Origin of the sequence: Proteus sp. CD3, from assembly GCF_008808075.1 — a bacterium.
GTDB lineage: Bacteria > Pseudomonadota > Gammaproteobacteria > Enterobacterales > Enterobacteriaceae > Proteus > Proteus appendicitidis.
In genome coordinates this window covers 2,737,245-2,756,393 of sequence record NZ_CP019686.1, presented here as the reverse complement: position 1 = coordinate 2,756,393, position 19,149 = coordinate 2,737,245, and the positions used below count along the sequence as shown (strand labels likewise).

Sequence of the window (19,149 nt, the reverse complement as noted above, 5' to 3'; positions counted from 1 at the left end):
ATTAAAATTGCGTCAATTGGTATCTACGGTTGCTGTCTAATTGCACGTTAAATTCAATAAGTTGCTTTTGATTTTCTAATAAGAGAAAAGCAGTAATATTAAATTGCAGCGACAGTGGCTCTGCTTCATTTTCTATAAAATGAACAGTGACATTGGTTATTCTTGGTTCATAAGTCGTAATGCAATCCGCAATAATATTGGATAAATGAACCTTGAAATCGACTCCTGTTAATGTCGCATCGTTTAAATCAGGAATGCCTAAAGCGGGAGTACTTTGGCAACCTAAAGGTTTGCTGTTTAAAACCTGATTTAAATTTTGCTTAATTGACATGAGTAACGCTTGGATTTTTGCGCGTTGGGAAGAGCCTGAACTCTTCCCTTGTATGCGCTCAAATAAACTGGAAGCGGGGTTGTCTTCCAAATTATATAGAGCTGTCATCGCACTTATTCCTTATCTAAGCGACCAACAAGTGATAACTCAAAGTTTGCACCCATATATTTAAAATGAGGGCGAACTTGAATAGCCACTTGATACCAACCTGGATCACCATCAACATCAAGAACTTGGATTTGCGCAGAGCGAAGAGGGCGTCTACTACGCACATCTGCGGGTGGATTTTCTTGATCCGCAATATATTGTTTTAGCCAGATATTAAGCTCCCGCTCAAGATCTTGACGCTCTTTCCATGAGCCAATTTGTTCGCGTTGTAGCACTTTAATATAGTGAGCTAAACGATTGATAATAAACATGTAAGGAAGCTGTGTTCCTAACTTATAGTTAGTTTCTGCTAATTTTCCTTCACGCGTATTAGGATAGTTTTTCGGTTTTTGTACCGAGTTTGCAGAGAAGAAAGCGGCATTATCGCTGCCTTTACGCATTGTTAAGGTAATAAAACCTTCTTCTGCTAATTCAAATTCACGTCTGTCAGTGACTAAAACTTCTGTTGGGATCTTAGTTTGTAATTCACCCATCGCTTCAAAGTTATGAACAGGTAAATCACCTACGGTTCCGCCACTTTGAGGACCAATAATATTTGGACACCAGCGATATTTTGCAAAGCTGTCATTAATACAACTTGCTAATAAGAAAGCGGTATTACCCCATAAGTAATGTTCATGATCTTGCTTCACATCTTCAGAGTAATTAAATAACTTAATTGGATTCTCAGTAGGTGAATAAGGTAAACGCACTAAGAAACGAGGTGCTGTTAAACCTAAATAACGCGCATCTTCAGATTCTCGCAGTGAACGCCATTTGGTGTGAGCAGGACCTTCAAATACGGATTTCAAATCTTTAATTGCAGGCAATTCAGCATAGCTATTAATGCCTAAGAAATTAGGTGAAACGGATGAAATAAATGGCGCATGAGCCATTGCACCTACAGCACTGACGTATTGCATTAATTTCAGATCAGGCGTGGTGTTATTAAAGGCATAGTTACCAATCACTGTTGCGACGGGTTCGCCACCAAATTGACCATAGCCTGATGAGTAAACGTGCTGATAGAAACCAGATTGTACAATCTCAGGTGAAAACTCAAAATCTTCTAATAGTTCTTCTTTTGTTGCATGTAAGATATTGATTTTAATGTTTTCACGAAAATCAGTACGATCAACAAGTAATTTTAATGAACGCCATGAAGATTCAATTTCTTGAAATTTTGGCGCATGTAAAATTTGGTCAACTTGCGCACTTAATTGAGTGTCTAGCTCAACAAGCATTTTATCAATCAATAGCTTATTGATTGGCTCTTCTTCTGACGGGTTAGCAAAAATATTACTAATAAACGCAGCAACGCCTTGTTTTGCAATATCATAAGCTTCGGTTTCTGGCGACATTCTTGACTGCGCCATAATTTCATCAAGCAAAGAGCCACCAGACGTTGTTATCTGCTCTTGTGGGGCTTCATTAACTAAAGACATAGAATAATCCTCTGTAAATATTATTTTTGGCTAGCAATATCAAGCTCTTTGAGTAACTGTTCGCGTGTGGCTTCATTTTCTAGAAGCTCTTGCAGACGTTTTCTAAAAGCAGGGATATTGCCAAGAGGACCTTTTAGCGCAACAAGCGCTTCTCTTAGTTCTAATAGTTTTTTTAGCTCAGGAACTTGGCGTGCAATATTATCCGGAGAAAAATCTTGTAGTGATTTTATCTCTAAATTGACGTTAAGATCAGACTCACTTTTTTCATCTAATGCATTTGGAACCGCGATATTAAGATTAATACCCGCACTTTCCATAACAGAGTTAAAGTTGTTCTGATTAATTGAAATGGTTTTACGATCTTCAATGGGCGTTTCTTCAGTCTTTCCTTTCATATCGCCCACAATAAGCATATTTAAAGGCAATTCGACTTCGGATTGAACACCACCATCATTAGGGATGTATTTAATATTAATACGTTCTTTGGGCGCAACACTACCAAGAGTATTTTTACTCATTTAAACTAAGCTCCTTATTTAGCTTAAGTTCTTAATTAAATACTCAGCGTCTTGATGAATAATTTAAATTAAGAAATACCTATCCTAGGCAATAATATAATTACCTTATATGAGTTTAATTTTCCTGGTAGAAATAAAATAATAACTAAAAATAAAATAATAAGTAATTTTTTCTAATATATGCATTTAGTTTTATATAAAACCGCTCTTGAGTCAATAAGAAATATTTAACGTTCTTTAGTTTTCTTTACAGTTAATTAGCGTCTAATTTAATTTAAATATAATGATTTAACTTTGTAAGTGAGTTTTTTCATCTATTTTACTCATATTATGCAACTTGATAGGGATAAATTAATTTATATTTAATTTAAATTGTAAATATGAAAAATAGAAATTTCACTATGAATTATTTATTTTAACTTTACATAACTAAGTGATATTTAAGGTTAATTTAATTTAAGGCTGTAGGGCTAATTTATTTTTTTATTTTAAAAATAGAGTATTCTTTTTGATGAAAAATAGAACAGTTTTATTAGCGATAATAATATAACGTAGCGTTACTATTCTAATTTGGAATTAAAATTGAACAGGTAAATAACCCTAAGTGAAATTATTGTTGTTTCTGTGAGGTTTTCATTTATGAGATAAAATATTTCCGTTATGGATAAAAATGTCTTTATTGATTAAATTTAAAACAATATAAAAATTTGATGTTGATTGTATATAAATATTATTTTCTTTTTGTTTAATGTTGATAAATGGATTTGATGTTGTTGAGTATAAAAACCATTTTATATTATTATTTATATCCATTTTAACAATAAAGCCATCACTCCCCATTTCACCTTCACCACAGAGCACGATATGCTTATCATCAACGAATACTTTGTTATTTATCTGAATTTCTGACCAAATGTCATCATTGCCTTTTAGCAGTGTATTTAATGTTGTATCGCCTTCATATTTAAGAAAGTATTCTTTTTGATAGGAATGTGTTAATTGAGAATTTTTAATAAAATCAATATCGATAAATCTTATTAATCCAGAGCAATCGTAAATCAGATCTAGCCCAATTAATTGATTATTTAGCCATTTGTTTTGTAATAAATTTATATTCATTAATTTTATTTTTTAGTTTTACTTATTGTTTTAATGTGAATGTTAGATTGTTTATTTTAAATGTTTTTTTATCTTTTGATAAGACATATTACCATTGGTAATACCACGTTTTTACCCCAAACCGTGTTAATAGTCGGAATAAACTGGTGCTCGGTGATATTGAGGTTATCAATGGTATTGAGTACCAATCCAATGTGTTTTGAAATATTTTAAGAAAATAATATCTTATCTTTAAGTTATTATTAGTTTTATTGCACTATTGAATAGCAAAATTAAAGCCCATTTATTATTTGTTCAATAGTATAGAATCTTCCATTATAGTGTTGATTATAATACTCTACATTATCAGCTAATAATTTTCTTTTTTTACAGATGATTCGTTTTCTTATTTTATCTGCAGTTTTAATTATTTCTTTTCTTAAAAAACCTAAAATGTATACTTGTGGTTTTTTATAAAGAATAGCTTCATTGATAGCTTTTAATAGTATATATATATTATCAACCTCGTTAGATGTGATAAACTGTTTTCCTTTCATCCTAAGATAGATTTTATAAAATACACTGTTAAGTTTTTCATTAGGATTGGTTTTGTTTGAATTTAATGTATCTATTAATTTATACGTTAATAAGTGTTTTTCTAAATAAATACTGGCAGGTTCCCATTTATCACTTAGCCCTCTAACGATAGATGATTCAGTTTGTTTCAGGTATGCATATAAAGTGAGTAAAAATTTATCATCATAATAGTAATAAGTATTCATAATTATTTACAATTCCCTCTCATCATACGATCCCACCATGATTGTTTTTTATATATTGCATTTTTATCTTTCAAAGATAAAGATCGTTCACTTGGTATTATTGCTGTGACTCTATTACTACCAAGATGTGTTTGAACTAAAGTATCTTTGTGAACTTCAAATTCTATATATGATCCCTGCCCATTTGTACCTACATCTTTAGCACTAGCAACAGGATTGTCTTTAAAAGGTGCGACCTCTACATGTATTCCGATAGGGTCTGGCGAAATATATTGCCCTGTGTCCTTATCATAGTAGCGAAAGCGATTGTAATATAAATTTCTTTCATTATATAATCAGTCTCATTATTTAAAATAAAAAGTTATTCTGGTCCATCCCACTCAAGCTTATCTTTTAAGTTTTCTGGAACTAATTTAAATAATAGTTTAATATTTTTTTTATGAGAATTATAGTTATTGAAATATTGTGGGCTAGCATTTTCTAAATAGTAACGAGCATGATGATTAAGAAAATATATATCATGTTCAGTTATTTGTGGGTAGGATAGTGATTTGACAATATCATGCAACAATTCTGCTTCTTGATAGCAAGTCTTGTCTAATGCTTTTTTTAAGGTAGATAGGCTTTGAATATTTCTTATATAGGATAATGCCTTGTTAAGCATTTCAATATATATATTTATTTTGTTCATTAAATTCCCCATTTATTTCTTAATACCCCCCACCAATTTCTTGATGGCATTGGCCGTGAAGATGCGACTATATAATCTCTATCTATCTTAGTATATTTTAATAATTCTCTAATATAAAAATCATTTCCGGTTTCTTTATATAATTTTTGAGCTGCAGCCATTCTATGATGTCCATCTGATACATGATAAACACCTCTATGATCAATGATTACAGAAATCCTACCTTTATCTAATGTAAAATCATAATTTCCATTTAGCATATCTTTCTTAATATCATCAATTTGTTGTGGTTTTTTGAAACCTTCTTGTGTACCTTTTATTTCTGGAAGAGGACATGGAATTAGCCCAAACGGATCTACCCAACCCGTTGGACAATGCACATACCCATACGGATTAAAGCCACCTAATAATCCGATAAGGTCAGGCGAAATATATTGCCCAGTGTCCTTATCATAGTAGCGAAAGCGATTGTAATACAAGCCTCTTTCTTTATCTTCATATTGTCCGGCAAACCGAAAATGGCATTCAGTGTATTCAGGGTCGTTATCGGTATAATTATCATGAGATTGCCAAAACGCCATTTGCCCCCAGGTGTTTAACCGTCCCGCCCAACTGAAAATCCCTTTTTCGCTAAAGATTTCTCGCGGGGTACCTTGATGGTCAGTCACCACATAATGCAGTTTTCCATGTTGATAACGGGCTGTGGGAGTAATTTCATTGGGCTGGTAAATCGCCCGAAAACCGTGTTGATAGACGAAATAAACTGGTGCTCGGTGATATTGAGGTTGCTATCGTACTGAAACTTCTCACTTTGGTGTTCAAACTGGTTGCTGTATTGGGTTCCAACAATTTGGTCGTTGGTGTTATAGCGATATTGTGTACGGTTCCTGTGAGCATTATCGATATTGACCAGATTAAATGCCTTATCATATGTTCTGGAATGCTATACTCAATCTAAATAACACAAATTGCATTATAATTAAACTGAGATTTATAATTTTATATGCTTCGAGTTAATAATAAAGATGAGTGTTTTATTTATTGGATAATCTATAAAAATCCTTTAATTGTATTTTGTTTATTTTTCTGTGTTTTTTTCTAACACTAGAAATTCTTTATTTCTAAATTGTATTAAGTTGTTTTTTATTATTTCATCTAGGTTTTTTCTTTCATTAATATATAAATTAATTTCATCTTCTGAAAATATAATAAATAAAGATGATTCAAAATTCTTTGAAGCTAAGTAAATTGCTATTATTTCATTATAATTTGAGTTAAAAAATAATTTTATATTTTCCACTATAAATGGAGGTGTGATTGTTTTCTTTATTTCATGTAATTCTTTATAGGTTGAATATAAGTTGAAACTATCAAGTTCATTTATTTTTTCTCTGGTAATGAAGGGATTGATATCATTTTTATAAAATCCAACAACATTTTTTGAATTAATTTCAAAAAATAATACGTTATCTATATTTTCGCCTTCTTCATCATTAATAAAAATAATACTTGTTATTTTTTTAAGAAAAAAAAGTGTAGATATTTTTTTTAAAAACGAGTGATGGAATTTTTCTTGTTTCATTTTATAGCCTCCTGTAAGTAAGGTGATATTCTGTTCTTATGAAGAAATGTTAAAATTTCATTTGTAGAATTATTTATCAATACAATAGCATCACCTTTAACATAAATTCTTGTTGATTCAATTGTATTCCATTTAAAATTAGGATTAACTAAATTTTTATCATCATTAACAATGGATAGAATGAAGTTTTTCATACCATCCTTATCACCTTTTGCAACAGGAACTCCTAATCTTCTTGAAGTTTCATATATATCTTGAGCGTGTTTTTTCAATTTTTTATCAAAATTTTCACTAAACTTAGGGGGACAAGGAATTAGCCCAAACGGATCTACCCAACCCGTCGGACAATGCACATACCCATACGGATTAAAGCCACCTAATAATCCGATAGGGTCTGGCGAAATATATTGCCCTGTGTCCTTATCATAGTAGCGAAAGCGATTGTAATACAAGCCACTTTCTTTATCTTCATATTGTCCGGCAAACCGAAAATGGCATTCAGTGTATTCTGGGTCGTTATCGGCATAATTATCATGGGATTGCCAAAAAGCCATTTGTCCCCAGGTATTTAACCGTCCCGCCCAGCTTACAATCCCTTTTTCGCTAAAGATTTCTCGTGGGGTGCCTTGATGGTCAGTGACGACATAATGCAATTTTCCGCATTGATAACGGGCTGTGGGAGTGATTTCATTGGGCTGGTAGAGCCACTGAATTTGCGAATCATAAGCAGGGGTGCCATCGGCATAAATCGGGGTTTCTTGCACCATTTGGTTGCCCGACCACAGGTAATCTTTAATGCATTTATTTTTAATGAAAAATAGCTTATAAGATTACTTATTTTCTTGATGATTATATTGTTATTAAAATAATATATTTAGAAATATAAGTTATTTTGAAAATTTACTATTAACTATAATGACTCCACTTTGTATTGTTTGGAGCCATTATGATAAATTTAAATATAAGAATTATTTTTATAAAAATATTATTTAAGCGTTAAATTACAATGCTCTCTTAGAATTGAGACTAAGTCATAAGCTGATCTATCTATATATCCATTAGGCATGGTATTATCAATATTCTTCAATGATAACTCACTATCGTTCCATATTACATTTATTTGGTTTAGTTGAGAAAGGTAGTCCTCAAGTTCATAGAAGTTATCCCCCATATAACCAAATTGACCAATAAATGAATAACCTAATTCACAGTAAAAAGAATAATAATCATTTATATATTTACCTTCTATAACTATGTTGTTTTTTTTCACGGGGATATTATCTCCGTTTATTAAATAACTGGCAGAGAGATATATTTTTTTCTTATCACCTTTCATATCTAACCAAATTCTACCAATATCATTTTTTCTAGACTTTAAGAAAGACATTGTTCCAATTTTGTATATGCCAGAACTTAAATTATCGATGTATAAATATAAATTATTATCATATAAAATAAATTTTTTTACTGAAAATGATATATCTAATCTTCCATTAAATAAATCACTTCTTAATGTAAATATTTTATCATCGTATAAATGGTTTTTATTTTGAATTGAGACCTCAGTGAATAAAAATAAATATGAATAACCAATATCTGAGAAATCATAGCATTCAATAAAATCGTGACTAGTAAAAATAGCATTTCCTAGATCATCATATAGATAGTACAAATTATTCATTATTTTATTACCACATCAAAAATTCTAGCCCAGTGAGGGTAACCAAACCCAACCATAATTCTACCATCACCTAAATCCTTTGTTACTAATCTTAATCTATTATTGCCTGGAATTACTTCCCACTCTAGACCTCCTTTCCACTTATCTACTTTTTGTCCATTTTCTAACATTCCACCAAAAACTTTTTGTTTCCCAGTTTTAGGGTCAATGCGAGGGATGCCTTTACCACCAAAAATATCATTAATAGCATTATTTAAAGCTTCAAGTTCATTAGGTTTTGGCGGATCTTTCTTTGGCGTATTTTTAAGAGTAGCAACTAGCTTATCACAATCTTCACCCGCCAACCCAAACGGATCTACCCACCCAGTCGGACAATGCACATACCCATACGGATTAAAGCCACCTAATAATCCGATAGGATCAGGCGAAATATATTGCCCAGTGTCCTTATCATAGTAGCGAAAGCGATTGTAATACAAGCCACTTTCTTTATCTTCATATTGTCCGGCAAACCGAAAATGACATTCGGTGTATTCTGGGTCGTTATCGGCATAATTATCATGAGATTGCCAAAACGCCATTTGTCCCCAGGTATTTAACCGACCCGCCCAACTGACAATCCCTTTTTCGCTAAAGATTTCTCGTGGGGTGCCTTGATGGTCAGTGACCACATAATGCAATTTTCCGCATTGATAACGGGCTGTGGGAGTGATTTCATTGGGCTGGTAGAGCCACTGAATTTGCGAATCATAAGCAGGGGTGCCATCGGCATAAATCGGGGTTTCTTGCACCATCTGGTTGCCCGACCACAGGTAATCCACACGCTGAACGCGTTTATCTTTAAAGGGAGAGCTTAAAGGTGGCGTAGGGCGATTATCGACCACTTTACTTTTACTAAGCCTTCTGCCAAAGGCATCATAGGTATAACGCCAACATTCTCCCTCGGGATTAAAGCAGGCGATAAGTTGGTTAAGGGTATTCCATTGGTAATACCACGTTTTCGCCCGAAAACCGTGCTGATAAACCACTTTTTGCGTTAATCGACCATTAATGTCGTAGTGATAGTCTTGATAGCCTTTGGCAGTGATACGACGAGTGACACGCCCTTTTTGTTGCTGCTGCGCCAGTTGCAAAAAAGCACCTTGTGCATCAGATGGGATAAACTGGTGCTCGGTGATATTGAGATTGCTATCGTACTGAAACTTCTCGCTTTGACGTTCAAACTGGTTGCTGTATTGGGTTTCAACAATTTGGTCGTTGGTGTTATAGCGATATTGTGTACGGTTCCAGCGAGCATCGTCGATATTGACCAGATTAAAGGCTTTATCGTATTGATAACCTCGGTGAACATCGGTCGATATTGGCGGTTGAAGCGGAGTATCGTGTAGCGATTGTAAAAAGGACTCTGTTCCCCGTCCTGCACGTTGATGGGCTAATAAGCCAGTGGCGGTGTAATGGCTCGAATTAGCAAAACCCGCTTGGCTTTGGCGTAAAAACTCTTGTCCCAGTGCGTTATAACTAAACTGCAATGGCGCATGTTGGTTGACTTGCAGTGAAGTCAGTTCATGGAGTTGACCGAAAGCATAATGAAGTTCACGCTCACCAAAGCGGGTTTGGGTGAGGGTATCGTGCTCTTCATCCCATTGATGCTTAATTTCTTGCCCATTAATACGCTCACAACACAAATGCCCTTGGTCGTCATACTCAAATTCCACCACCGAATCAGGATTGGTGGCACGAATAAGTTGCAAGCGTTCATTGTATTGATACGTGGTGGTAGAAAGGCATTTATGCTCAATGCCATCAGCCAGCCAAATGCTTTGTTCGGTAACTAATCCTGTCTCATCATAATGATAACGGAGTTCATGATTATCTGGATAATGAGTTGCAATACGTCGCCCTAAGCGGTCGTAACGGTATTGAATTTCACGTCCGGAAAAATCCACTTCACGAATGATTTGACCGGCTTTATCACGCTCATAAGAATAGACATCCCCTGTGGCGTTGATGACTTTTTTCAGTCGTGTGAGTGAGTCATATTCAAAGCGAATTTCCGTCCCATCAGGGCGTATTGTGGCAAGTAATAAATCAAAAGCACCATAGCGATAGCGCGTAGTTTTGCCTTCGCCATCGGTGACGGCGACAACACGGCGTTCGCTGTCATATTCAATATGTTGATGAATATCATCAGGCAGTAAAATATCGCTGAGACTGCCATTAACACCATCATGCTCTTTGCTGTATTGATAGCGAGTGGTGTGGTTTAGCGCATTAGTGACTTGCAGTAATCGACCTAGCTCATCGCTTTGGTATTCGGTGCTGTGTTGATAAGGGTTGGTGCTTTTTATTAATTGATTTGCGTGGTTATATTCATATTGCCACTGCGCACCATTCGGTTGAATAGCTTTAAGCAGTTCGCCATGTTGGCTGTATTCATAGGCTTGTTGGCGACCTTGCGGATCGGTCACTGTGGTTAAATTACCTTTGTCGTCGTAGGTCAGTTGCCATTTATCGCCAAAGGGGGAGACATATTCTATCAATTGACCTTGAGTATTATATTGATACTCAATGGAACGCTCATCGGGAAAGGTAATTTGTGCAATATTGCCATCATAATGATAGAGATAAGAAGTTGTTTGCCCTAATGCATTGGTTTCACTTATTTTTTGATTATTATGCCATTGTGTTTTTGTTTCACGCCCTAATGCATCAATTGCATGTGTAACAAGACCTGCATCATTATAATAATAATAAGATTGCTCCCCTTCATCGTTGAAATAGGTGGTCATCTTATGAACATCATCATAAATAAAACCACCACACCAATAACCGGATGGTGAGCTGTTTTTTATCGCTCTGCCATATTTGTCATATTCAAGGTAATAATCCGTTTGGTCTGTATCATGCCAACGAGACATAAAACCTTCGGCAGTATATTCATGCCATAAGTGATTCTGCTGATAAGCGTTACATTCACTTAAATAACCTTGTTTATCATACCGACAACTGACTAAAGGCTGAGAGATAATCTTATTGGCTAAGGTAATATGATTTAATTGATGAGAATGATAGTCCAAGTAAAGCGCTGTAATACCATTACGTGATACAGAGATTAATTGATGCTGTTCGTTGTAAATAAAATCAATACGTTGATGATTATTATCTGTAATGGCAGAGAGGCGTCGATAAGATCCATCGATATGGTTGAAATGATGTGTTAACTGAGTGCGATTATCGAATAAACTAATGTTAGCTTTTATATCACCAGAGAGTAGAACATGGGGATAATAAGTATTACGGATATTGAGGTGAGTATCTGTATAAGGATAGGTGATTTGCGCCCCTTCCTCATTGTGATAAATAATATTATCCGATTGAATTTCTAAGAATATCGACCAGTTATCTGTCCATTTGGGACCAAATAAGCCGGATGCCGTACCTGTTGAACGATAGGTTCGTTGTAATGAAAGGGGTAACAACCCTGAAACGGAGAGCACTTCCCAAACTTGAATAAAATCACCTGTGGCAACGTTAACAGGGTCGGATTCACAGACCGCTTTACTGTTGCAGGATTTATTGGGCTTTATATTGGCTCTATTTTCACCCTGTGGTTTGGTTAATACCGTGGCTTCTTTCGGCGGAGGTGGATCTTTTCGAATGAGACGAGGTAATGCTTTAATGCCATTTTGTAGTAAGCTGGCTGCCGCTTTGGTGAGAAAAACGTATTCACCCACTTCTTCTATTAAGGCACCTGATTCTTGTGCTTGGTTGTCGTATTTTAGTCGTTCAAATTGAGGTAAGTTTTCCTCTTTGCGCATTTCATGAGCAAGTGACGTCATTGTTTCAGTGTATTGCTGTTTTCCTTCTTCTGACATAAACCATGTTGCAGGACCATTGGCTTGCGATTCCATTTGATAGGACGCACTGACGGCATTGGCTTTGGAAACGGTTTCAACCAAACCAATTAAACCATTTAAAAAGCCTTTTCCTGCGCCTATGGTGGTATCGGGTAAGTTTTTTCCTCCGATTAATTCTGCTTCATGCTCTGTATCGTCTATCAAGTGCTTTAGTTCTCGATAGGTCATCTGCTCTGGGAGTTTTTTTTCTGGTGGTGCTTCAGCGGAAATTTCTGTGGCTTCATTGGCTTTTTGTAGGGCTTTTTCTTCAGAATAGAGGCGACCCGGTACATTATTGTTGTTCATCATGACGTCAGAGCCATGAAAAGCAGCCGATTGTCCACAAAAACGTACAGAAGGCGATCCACTGGTGATAATACAGTTTCCACGCCCTAAACTGGTGCCTGAAACAATGCCAGTGCCTGCGTTTCCCTGTGTTCCTTTAATCACACTTCCCACCGTTAATGTAGGAACACCATTCACACGTACCGTAGAAACATAGGTTTCTTCTGCACTGAGTTGTTGAAAACTGTCAAAGGGAACAACAACGTTGCCCACTTGGCAAACATCAGGACCTGTGGCGATAACGCAGTAATCGGCATTTTTATTCCCGACGATTTTTTTTGTCATGAGTAATATCCTTATTACAACTTATAAGCCTGAAGTTGCAGCGTGCTTTCCATCGTCGAAATTAATTGGCGATAACGCCATGTTAGGTATAGTTTTTGTTCATCAAGTGATACACATATTGTGTCTAGATTTAATAACTCATAGGGGGCTTCTGAATGAGACAAATAAGGAATGGCAACAAAACCAATATGAGGTAAAACAAGGTCTACACGAGGTGTTTGTGCGAAAAAACCGCTTAATGAGAGGGTTTCATTACCCACAAAAAAGCCTTGTTGATGCTGATCTGCTGGCGTACTCATAAAGAAATTAGACTTAAAATCATCAGGATAATAAGGCTTTATTTGATTGAGCCATTCGTCTTTATAGGTACCTGCAAATTGTGATCGTTGTTGCCACCAACGGCTATATTGCCCATAGCCCGCGACATCCCACGGTTTATTCAGGTGGAATGCTTGTTCTGAAAGGGGATAGTGAATTTGAGGAGCTGGATATTGAAATGCCTTATCAAGATAGCGACTCTCATACCAACCTAAACCAACCGGATTTTTCTCATAAGCTTCTTGAAGACTATTCTTGCCACCATAAGCATTCTCATAAATAAGCGGTAAGGCAGAAATAGGCTGTGGAGGGCTTAATTGCCAATCATGGTGATGTTCCCAATAACGAGACCCACTGATGGTCAATTTTTTATGTATTTGACCTATTGATAGCTCGGTTTCCCATTGAGCTAAAGGCGTTTCATCTAATGTTCGGGCGGTACCCACAAGATATATTTCAGCATTGGGTTTATAAGACACAAGATCTGTTTCGTGCAATAAACTGCTATTTTCAGGCGTTGTGCGGTAAATATCTGCCATAATGAGCGTTTTTTGCTCATCAGCAATGTCACATCTGCCCGTGAGAGGATCAAAATCACAAGTGACTTTTACTGCAAGAGTTTGCCAATGTTCATCTTTATACCCCAGTTTTTCAAAGGAAAAATGAGGAAAAGGAGTCTGGTTAATAACGTGAGCGAGCATCCGAAACCCCTAGTTGATATCGACATCTTTGCCCGAGATCTGCACCGGACCTGAGGCTTCAAAGCTAAACTCTGTGCCATTAATGGTGATATGACCTGCGCTATCCATTCTTAGCACGCTGGCACCGCAACGCAGTTCAAGGGCATCCCCGGCATCGATGGCTAACGTATTACCCACACTAATTTTTTTATGTTGACCAACCGATTCAGTGTTATTTTCATTAATGGTTTCAGTACGATTACCTTTCACCACCATTTCTTGATTTTTATCGATAATTTCAGCGTGGCTATTAAGTACATGCGTCGTTCGATTGTTAAGCACCACGGTATTCATATCCTTTTGCGCATGAATAAAAATCTCCTGCTTACCGCCGGCATCTTCAAAGCGCAGTTCATTAAAGCCGTCACCCTTATGGGTTTTGGTTTTAATTGTGGTGCGGGTCATATTTTCAGGAAATTTCAACGGTGGCGCGTTGCGACCGTTATAGGTGCAGCCCGTGATAATTGGTCTATCAATATCGCCATTTAAATAAGAGACAATCACCTCTTGCCCGATACGCGGTACGGCAGAAAAACCATAGCCATTACCATTCCAACCCATCGCCACGCGCACCCAACACGAGGCACTGTGATCGGGTTTGCCATAGCGATCCCAATGAAAATAGACCTTCACCGCACCCACTTCGTTGACGTAAATCTCTTCACCCGGAGGTCCCACCACAGTGGCAACTTCATCGCCATCGGCAGTGGGTTTATAATGATGTGGAGGACGCCATTCTTGCGTACCGGGAATAAATTCGACGCTATTAGAAAGCTGAGTCCCTTCGCCACCACCGTTATCTGCTAACGGCTGTACACCATGATGCGAAACTTGAATGACTTGCCAGTTGTCATTCATCATTAAATTAGGGTGGTTGCTTAGCGAGAAAATCTTGCCCGGCATTAAGGCAAAACAGTTGGTGCTGGCGCGTCCCACACGACTGCCGTTGCGCAGTTGTTCAAAACGTATGGCGGTGAGAGGTGCTGCTTGTGCATCTTCTTGAAAACGTCCATAGCTTTCAAACACGCTATGCTGACCGCCTTTTTCTAATTTGGCTTGATGGGCTAACGGGTAAGAAGGGCGGATAAAGTTATTGTCTTTTTGAATGGTTTCATCGACACAGAGATATTCACCGTATTGCCATGTGGTTGCCGTGCTGTCGGTAATATCGCTTTCCGCTTGAGGGGTATAGGTTAGGTGAATGCCCGCAGTCATCCCCATATGTTCATCGCTATAAAACAGTTGGTTCTCTTCAAACCAAAAGTTAATCCCTTCTTCAAAAGCTAAACGGCACCAAAACGCATAGGCGGATTCCCGTTTTTGTGTGATATAAGGGCGTTTTTGGTGTAAATCATCGCGGTAAAATTTGCTGTCTGCTTTGATATGGGCTTCTTCTAACAGCGTTTTTAAAATCTCAGGCACTTTTTTATGCTGAAAAATACGGCTGTCTTGATTCAGCGTCATTACCCACATTTCAGGGCGAATATCAAAGTGATACCACGTTTTTACACCATCAGTATTGCCTTGCACCGCGCCCGCTAATATTCCGCGCACGGTGCGGACTTCTTTACCATTGCGTTTTACGGTTAACGAGGACGCCACACCTAACAGTGATTGAAAATCGATGAAAGGCAAGGTGGTAACCGCGCTAATGGAGAGCGAAAATAAACGTGATAACCCTTCGTTTAAGTTAAATTCAGTGACTTGAAAGGTGCTTTCAGGCAATCCGGCAATTTGGCAGGTGAAAACTAAACCCGAAGGTGATACCGCACCTAATAGCGAATCTAACAGTTGGGCATAGGCTTTATTTTTAGCTAATCCTTCAGAGAAGGTTAGCCCGGGCATATCGTCGCTTTTTACTCCTCCCGTAAAACCATCGCCAGGAATAAGCGCTGAGGCTTGAGATGCCATGGATGAGGCTTGCGAAAGCCCTTGTTGTGCCGTCTGAGCTGTGGCGAGGGCTTGCTGAGTAGAGTCTGAAAGGGCTGAGGTTGCTTTAGAAATTGCTAACGCTTGCGCTTTATCGAGCGCTTTCTTTTTTAATCCACCAAGTTGAGAGGTCGAATTATTTTTTTTATCTTTCGCAAACATCATTCGCTCCAATATCCACTGAGCAAGCTACCGCTTGTTTTTATCCATTAAGAAAACGCAAAGAAACACCTACACACCAAGGTGTGTAGGTGAAAAGAAGGATTAACCTTCGAGAGGCGCACGCCAGTCGTCAGAGCCTGAAGTGCCTGCAACTGTGTGTTCCCAATCAATTTTGCGATAAGAAAGGGAGACTTCGATTAACTGTGTGAAGTCTGATTTTGCTGGATCTTGACAGTGAGGCATTTGGCAATCGATGTTGACGATAGTCGCATCAGTTAATGTGGTGGTGAAGAAATGCTCTTGTTTCCCTTCAACCGAAGTGCGATACCATTTTAACGTGGTTTTCGGCAGCATTTCGCCAGAAGCTAAGGCGTTATACAGCAGAGGAACCGCTTTGTTTAACGCCACGGTAAAACGGAATGGTTTATGGGCGCGTTGACCAGAAGGCTGACCGGATTGTGGATCAGTCGGTACTGTCACTACGTGAGAAAATGCTTGCACCAGCATTTCATCTTCGTGGCCTTGAACATAAATATTACCGACGGATTCTGCGGTAAATGCGCCCGCAGTGATGTTGCCTTGAGTTTTCCCTTCGATAGAGATATAGCATGGAGTTGGCATGGCAAGTCCTTAATTTACAGTGAATAATCGTTTTTCAACAAATCATTTTGTTGAAGTCCTTTCGATAAAAATCAGCCAGTGCGCACTGCGATTTGATAAGAGTAGCTTAAGTAATTTTGAAAGGAAGTAAAGGAAGGGGCGGAGAGAAAAGGCGTTGTATCCTCGTAGGATAAGTGACTTCGCGTAAAATAATTGTTCACGCGTTATTTACTGCTTTCGTATCTCATTATAAGTGTATTTCCGTACATTATTCACTTTCGTAAATGTCCGAAATCTCGCTAAAGCCAGTCTGTTCTAATGTACATAGATTTTTAATATGTAACAAAATGTGTATTTTGTTTCAAATTGTAACGGTATTGATTTATAAGGGAAAAATGCTATTGTTTTTATAGAAATAATCAAAAAAAGATTTATTTTAATATTGATTTAAAAATGAACACTTGAAATTTAGTTATATATAGAGATAAATATAATCTTAAGTGTGACCATTTTAACTATCACCTTATTTTCCTCTGAATCAACATCAAATAACCAATCCATTGTTATATTTCTCATCGTTATCTCCTCTTTATATGCTCAATTTATTGTCTTAATAACATTAGTTATCTTGTGGATTATTTGTTAATCAATTTATTTGATTTAGCTTATCTATTTGCAATTTGAATGTGTCATAAGCCCACGCTTAACAAATTGGTCGTAGATCTTTAATAGTGAAAAATTTTATATTTCTACGAAGAAACCAAGAAAAAAACTAGCTGAATATCATTTCGTTTTACTTAATGCGCTTAAATAATCGATAAAAAACAAAATGATGATTAATCCCCTTCTTTGCATAAGTAAATTAAATAGTACGGATTTTTAAGAAAAAAACAGACGAAAAGATTTACAAATACTTTACTAATAGTTTACAAATGAAATAAGATAGGGTGATTGTTTTAATGCTAATAATTCATTGTGTAAAAGGAACGTGTAAAATGGCGATATCTAGAAGAAAATTTATCATTGGTGGAAGTGTGGTGGCTGTCGCTGCTGGTGCGGGTATTTTGACACCAATGTTAACTCGCGAAGGGCGTTTTGTCCCGGGTACGCCAAGACATGGCTTTGTTGAAGGCACTGAAGGTGCTTTACCAAAACAAGCTGATGTTGTTGTTATCGGTGCTGGTATTCTTGGTATTATGACAGCTATTAACCTTGTAGAACGCGGTTTATCTGTTGTGATTGTTGAGAAGGGCAATATCGCAGGTGAGCAATCTTCAAGATTCTACGGCCAAGCAATTAGCTATAAAATGCCGGATGAAACATTCTTATTACACCATTTAGGCAAACATCGCTGGCGTGAAATGAATGCTAAAGTAGGCATTGATACTACTTATCGTACACAAGGCCGTGTTGAAGTTCCTCTTGATGAAGAAGATTTAGTTAACGTAAGAAAATGGATTGACGAAAGAAGTAAGAATGTCGGCTCCGATATTCCATTTAAAACCAGAATTATTGAAGGTGCTGAATTAAATCAACGTCTTCGTGGTGCGACAACTGATTGGAAAATTGCTGGCTTTGAAGAAGATTCCGGTAGCTTCGATCCAGAAGTTGCAACCTTCGTTATGGCCGAATACGCTAAAAAAATGGGCGTTAGAATTTACACTCAATGTGCGGCTCGTGGCTTAGAAACACAAGCTGGTGTAATTTCTGACGTTGTAACAGAGAAAGGTGCAATCAAAACTTCTCAAGTTGTTGTTGCTGGTGGTGTTTGGTCACGCCTATTTATGCAAAATCTGAATGTTGATGTTCCAACACTGCCTGCATACCAGTCTCAACAGTTAATCAGTGGTTCACCAGCAGCACCTGGTGGCAACGTTGCTTTACCGGGTGGTATTTTCTTCCGTGAACAAGCTGATGGTACTTATGCAACTTCTCCTCGCGTTATTGTAGCTCCAGTAGTGAAAGAATCTTTCACTTATGGCTATAAATATCTGCCATTATTAGCATTACCTGATTTCCCTGTGCATATTTCTTTAAATGAGCAGTTAATCAATTCATTTATGCAATCAACGCATTGGAACTTAGATGAAGTTTCTCCGTTTGAGCAATTTAGAAATATGACTGCATTACCAGATTTACCTGAGTTAAATGCTTCATTAGAAAAATTAAAAGCAGAATTCCCAGCCTTTAAAGAATCGAAATTAATTGATCAATGGAGTGGTGCAATGGCTATCGCACCAGATGAGAACCCAATTATCTCAGAAGTTAAAGAGTATCCAGGCTTAGTCATTAATACTGCAACAGGTTGGGGTATGACAGAAAGCCCAGTATCAGCAGAATTAACGGCTGATTTATTACTTGGCAAAAAACCTGTTTTAGATCCAAAACCATTTAGCCTTTACAGATTCTAATCCATTTAGTTTTTATAGATTTTAATCCATATAGTTTAAAAGCCCTCAATTTGAGGGCTTTTTTGTATGTTCTTTATCATGACTAAACGTGTTAGTTTTTAACTAATTTAAAATAATATTTAATTTTTAATTTAAGATTATTTTTTATAAGTGAATTTTTCAAATAAGTAATTATTACTTTATTCTAA

General features: G+C 36.8%; 14 protein-coding genes and 3 pseudogenes. 1 reads left to right on the top strand and 16 read right to left on the bottom strand.

Annotated elements, in window-relative coordinates:
• Nucleotide 1: 1 nt before the first annotated feature.
• From tssE to BTA34_RS12345, 16 genes and pseudogenes are all read right to left on the bottom strand, one after another.
• On the bottom strand, nt 2-439 hold the full coding sequence (tssE, locus tag BTA34_RS12415) for a type VI secretion system baseplate subunit TssE (protein ID WP_151435844.1): 438 nt from the start codon (nt 437-439) through the stop codon (nt 2-4).
• A 5-nt stretch (nt 440-444) separates the two neighbouring features.
• A complete protein-coding gene (gene tssC, locus BTA34_RS12410; RefSeq protein WP_151435843.1) occupies nt 445-1,923 on the bottom strand; it encodes a type VI secretion system contractile sheath large subunit in 1,479 nt (492 codons plus the stop codon).
• A gap of 20 nt (nt 1,924-1,943) precedes the next feature.
• Nucleotides 1,944-2,441, bottom strand: coding sequence for a type VI secretion system contractile sheath small subunit (gene tssB / locus BTA34_RS12405; protein ID WP_088494827.1), 498 nt, complete (start codon nt 2,439-2,441; stop codon nt 1,944-1,946).
• Nucleotides 2,442-3,074: 633 nt separating this feature from the next.
• Entirely contained in the window at nt 3,075-3,560 is a 486-nt protein-coding gene (locus BTA34_RS12400; protein WP_151435842.1) for a hypothetical protein, read from the bottom strand.
• 272 nt (nt 3,561-3,832) lie between these two features.
• Nucleotides 3,833-4,321 carry a hypothetical protein gene (locus BTA34_RS12395; RefSeq protein WP_151435841.1) on the bottom strand — a complete coding sequence of 163 codons (489 nt, stop codon included), beginning with the start codon at nt 4,319-4,321 and terminating at the stop codon, nt 3,833-3,835.
• Nucleotides 4,322-4,323: 2 nt separating this feature from the next.
• Nucleotides 4,324-4,605, bottom strand: a pseudogene (locus BTA34_RS18430) (hypothetical protein); the annotation flags it as partial.
• Between the two features lie 77 nt (nt 4,606-4,682).
• Nucleotides 4,683-5,012 carry a hypothetical protein gene (locus BTA34_RS12385; RefSeq protein ID WP_151435840.1) on the bottom strand — a complete coding sequence of 110 codons (330 nt, stop codon included), beginning with the start codon at nt 5,010-5,012 and terminating at the stop codon, nt 4,683-4,685.
• Nucleotides 5,012-5,593, bottom strand: a complete 582-nt coding sequence (locus BTA34_RS18490; protein WP_322618356.1) for an RHS repeat-associated core domain-containing protein — start codon at nt 5,591-5,593, stop codon at nt 5,012-5,014. Before BTA34_RS18490 ends, BTA34_RS12385 begins: the two co-directional genes overlap by 1 nt.
• Before the next feature lie 42 nt (nt 5,594-5,635).
• Nucleotides 5,636-5,680 (bottom strand): annotated as a pseudogene (locus tag BTA34_RS18485) (hypothetical protein); the annotation flags it as partial.
• Nucleotides 5,681-6,090: 410 nt separating this feature from the next.
• Nucleotides 6,091-6,594 (bottom strand): hypothetical protein, encoded by a 504-nt coding sequence (locus BTA34_RS12375; RefSeq protein WP_151435839.1) that lies wholly within the window; start codon nt 6,592-6,594, stop codon nt 6,091-6,093.
• 302 nt (nt 6,595-6,896) lie between these two features.
• A pseudogene (locus BTA34_RS12370) lies at nt 6,897-7,382 on the bottom strand (RHS repeat-associated core domain-containing protein); the annotation flags it as partial.
• Nucleotides 7,383-7,579: 197 nt separating this feature from the next.
• Nucleotides 7,580-8,275: a hypothetical protein gene (locus tag BTA34_RS12365; protein ID WP_151435838.1), complete on the bottom strand. Its 696-nt coding sequence runs from the start codon at nt 8,273-8,275 to the stop codon at nt 7,580-7,582.
• Complete coding sequence (locus BTA34_RS12360) at nt 8,275-12,801, bottom strand: DUF6531 domain-containing protein (protein ID WP_151435837.1); 4,527 nt, start codon at nt 12,799-12,801, stop codon at nt 8,275-8,277. Before BTA34_RS12360 ends, BTA34_RS12365 begins: the two co-directional genes overlap by 1 nt.
• Nucleotides 12,802-12,815: 14 nt before the next feature.
• Nucleotides 12,816-13,820 carry a DUF2169 family type VI secretion system accessory protein gene (locus BTA34_RS12355; RefSeq protein ID WP_151435836.1) on the bottom strand — a complete coding sequence of 335 codons (1,005 nt, stop codon included), beginning with the start codon at nt 13,818-13,820 and terminating at the stop codon, nt 12,816-12,818.
• A gap of 9 nt (nt 13,821-13,829) precedes the next feature.
• On the bottom strand, nt 13,830-15,950 hold the full coding sequence (locus BTA34_RS12350) for a type VI secretion system Vgr family protein (protein ID WP_151435835.1): 2,121 nt from the start codon (nt 15,948-15,950) through the stop codon (nt 13,830-13,832).
• A 102-nt stretch (nt 15,951-16,052) separates the two neighbouring features.
• Nucleotides 16,053-16,571, bottom strand: a complete 519-nt coding sequence (locus BTA34_RS12345; RefSeq protein ID WP_036939804.1) for an Hcp family type VI secretion system effector — start codon at nt 16,569-16,571, stop codon at nt 16,053-16,055.
• A 974-nt stretch (nt 16,572-17,545) separates the two neighbouring features.
• Between BTA34_RS12345 and BTA34_RS12340 the strand changes: the two genes are divergently transcribed.
• Nucleotides 17,546-18,961, top strand: a complete 1,416-nt coding sequence (locus BTA34_RS12340; RefSeq protein ID WP_151435834.1) for an NAD(P)/FAD-dependent oxidoreductase — start codon at nt 17,546-17,548, stop codon at nt 18,959-18,961.
• Nucleotides 18,962-19,149 lie beyond the last annotated feature (188 nt).

Excerpts from the sequence above, each read along its gene's own strand:
- tssE (WP_151435844.1), bottom strand. The coding sequence starts at position 439 with ATGACAGCTCTATATAATTTGGAAGACAACCCCGCTTCCAGTTTATTT.
- tssC (WP_151435843.1), bottom strand. The coding sequence starts at position 1,923 with ATGTCTTTAGTTAATGAAGCCCCACAAGAGCAGATAACAACGTCTGGT.
- tssB (WP_088494827.1), bottom strand. The coding sequence starts at position 2,441 with ATGAGTAAAAATACTCTTGGTAGTGTTGCGCCCAAAGAACGTATTAAT.
- BTA34_RS12400 (WP_151435842.1), bottom strand. The coding sequence starts at position 3,560 with ATGAATATAAATTTATTACAAAACAAATGGCTAAATAATCAATTAATT.
- BTA34_RS12395 (WP_151435841.1), bottom strand. The coding sequence starts at position 4,321 with ATGAATACTTATTACTATTATGATGATAAATTTTTACTCACTTTATAT.
- BTA34_RS12385 (WP_151435840.1), bottom strand. The coding sequence starts at position 5,012 with ATGAACAAAATAAATATATATATTGAAATGCTTAACAAGGCATTATCC.
- BTA34_RS18490 (WP_322618356.1), bottom strand. The coding sequence starts at position 5,593 with ATGGCGTTTTGGCAATCTCATGATAATTATACCGATAACGACCCTGAA.
- BTA34_RS12375 (WP_151435839.1), bottom strand. The coding sequence starts at position 6,594 with ATGAAACAAGAAAAATTCCATCACTCGTTTTTAAAAAAAATATCTACA.
- BTA34_RS12365 (WP_151435838.1), bottom strand. The coding sequence starts at position 8,275 with ATGAATAATTTGTACTATCTATATGATGATCTAGGAAATGCTATTTTT.
- BTA34_RS12360 (WP_151435837.1), bottom strand. The coding sequence starts at position 12,801 with ATGACAAAAAAAATCGTCGGGAATAAAAATGCCGATTACTGCGTTATC.
- BTA34_RS12355 (WP_151435836.1), bottom strand. The coding sequence starts at position 13,820 with ATGCTCGCTCACGTTATTAACCAGACTCCTTTTCCTCATTTTTCCTTT.
- BTA34_RS12350 (WP_151435835.1), bottom strand. The coding sequence starts at position 15,950 with ATGTTTGCGAAAGATAAAAAAAATAATTCGACCTCTCAACTTGGTGGA.
- BTA34_RS12345 (WP_036939804.1), bottom strand. The coding sequence starts at position 16,571 with ATGCCAACTCCATGCTATATCTCTATCGAAGGGAAAACTCAAGGCAAC.
- BTA34_RS12340 (WP_151435834.1), top strand. The coding sequence starts at position 17,546 with ATGGCGATATCTAGAAGAAAATTTATCATTGGTGGAAGTGTGGTGGCT.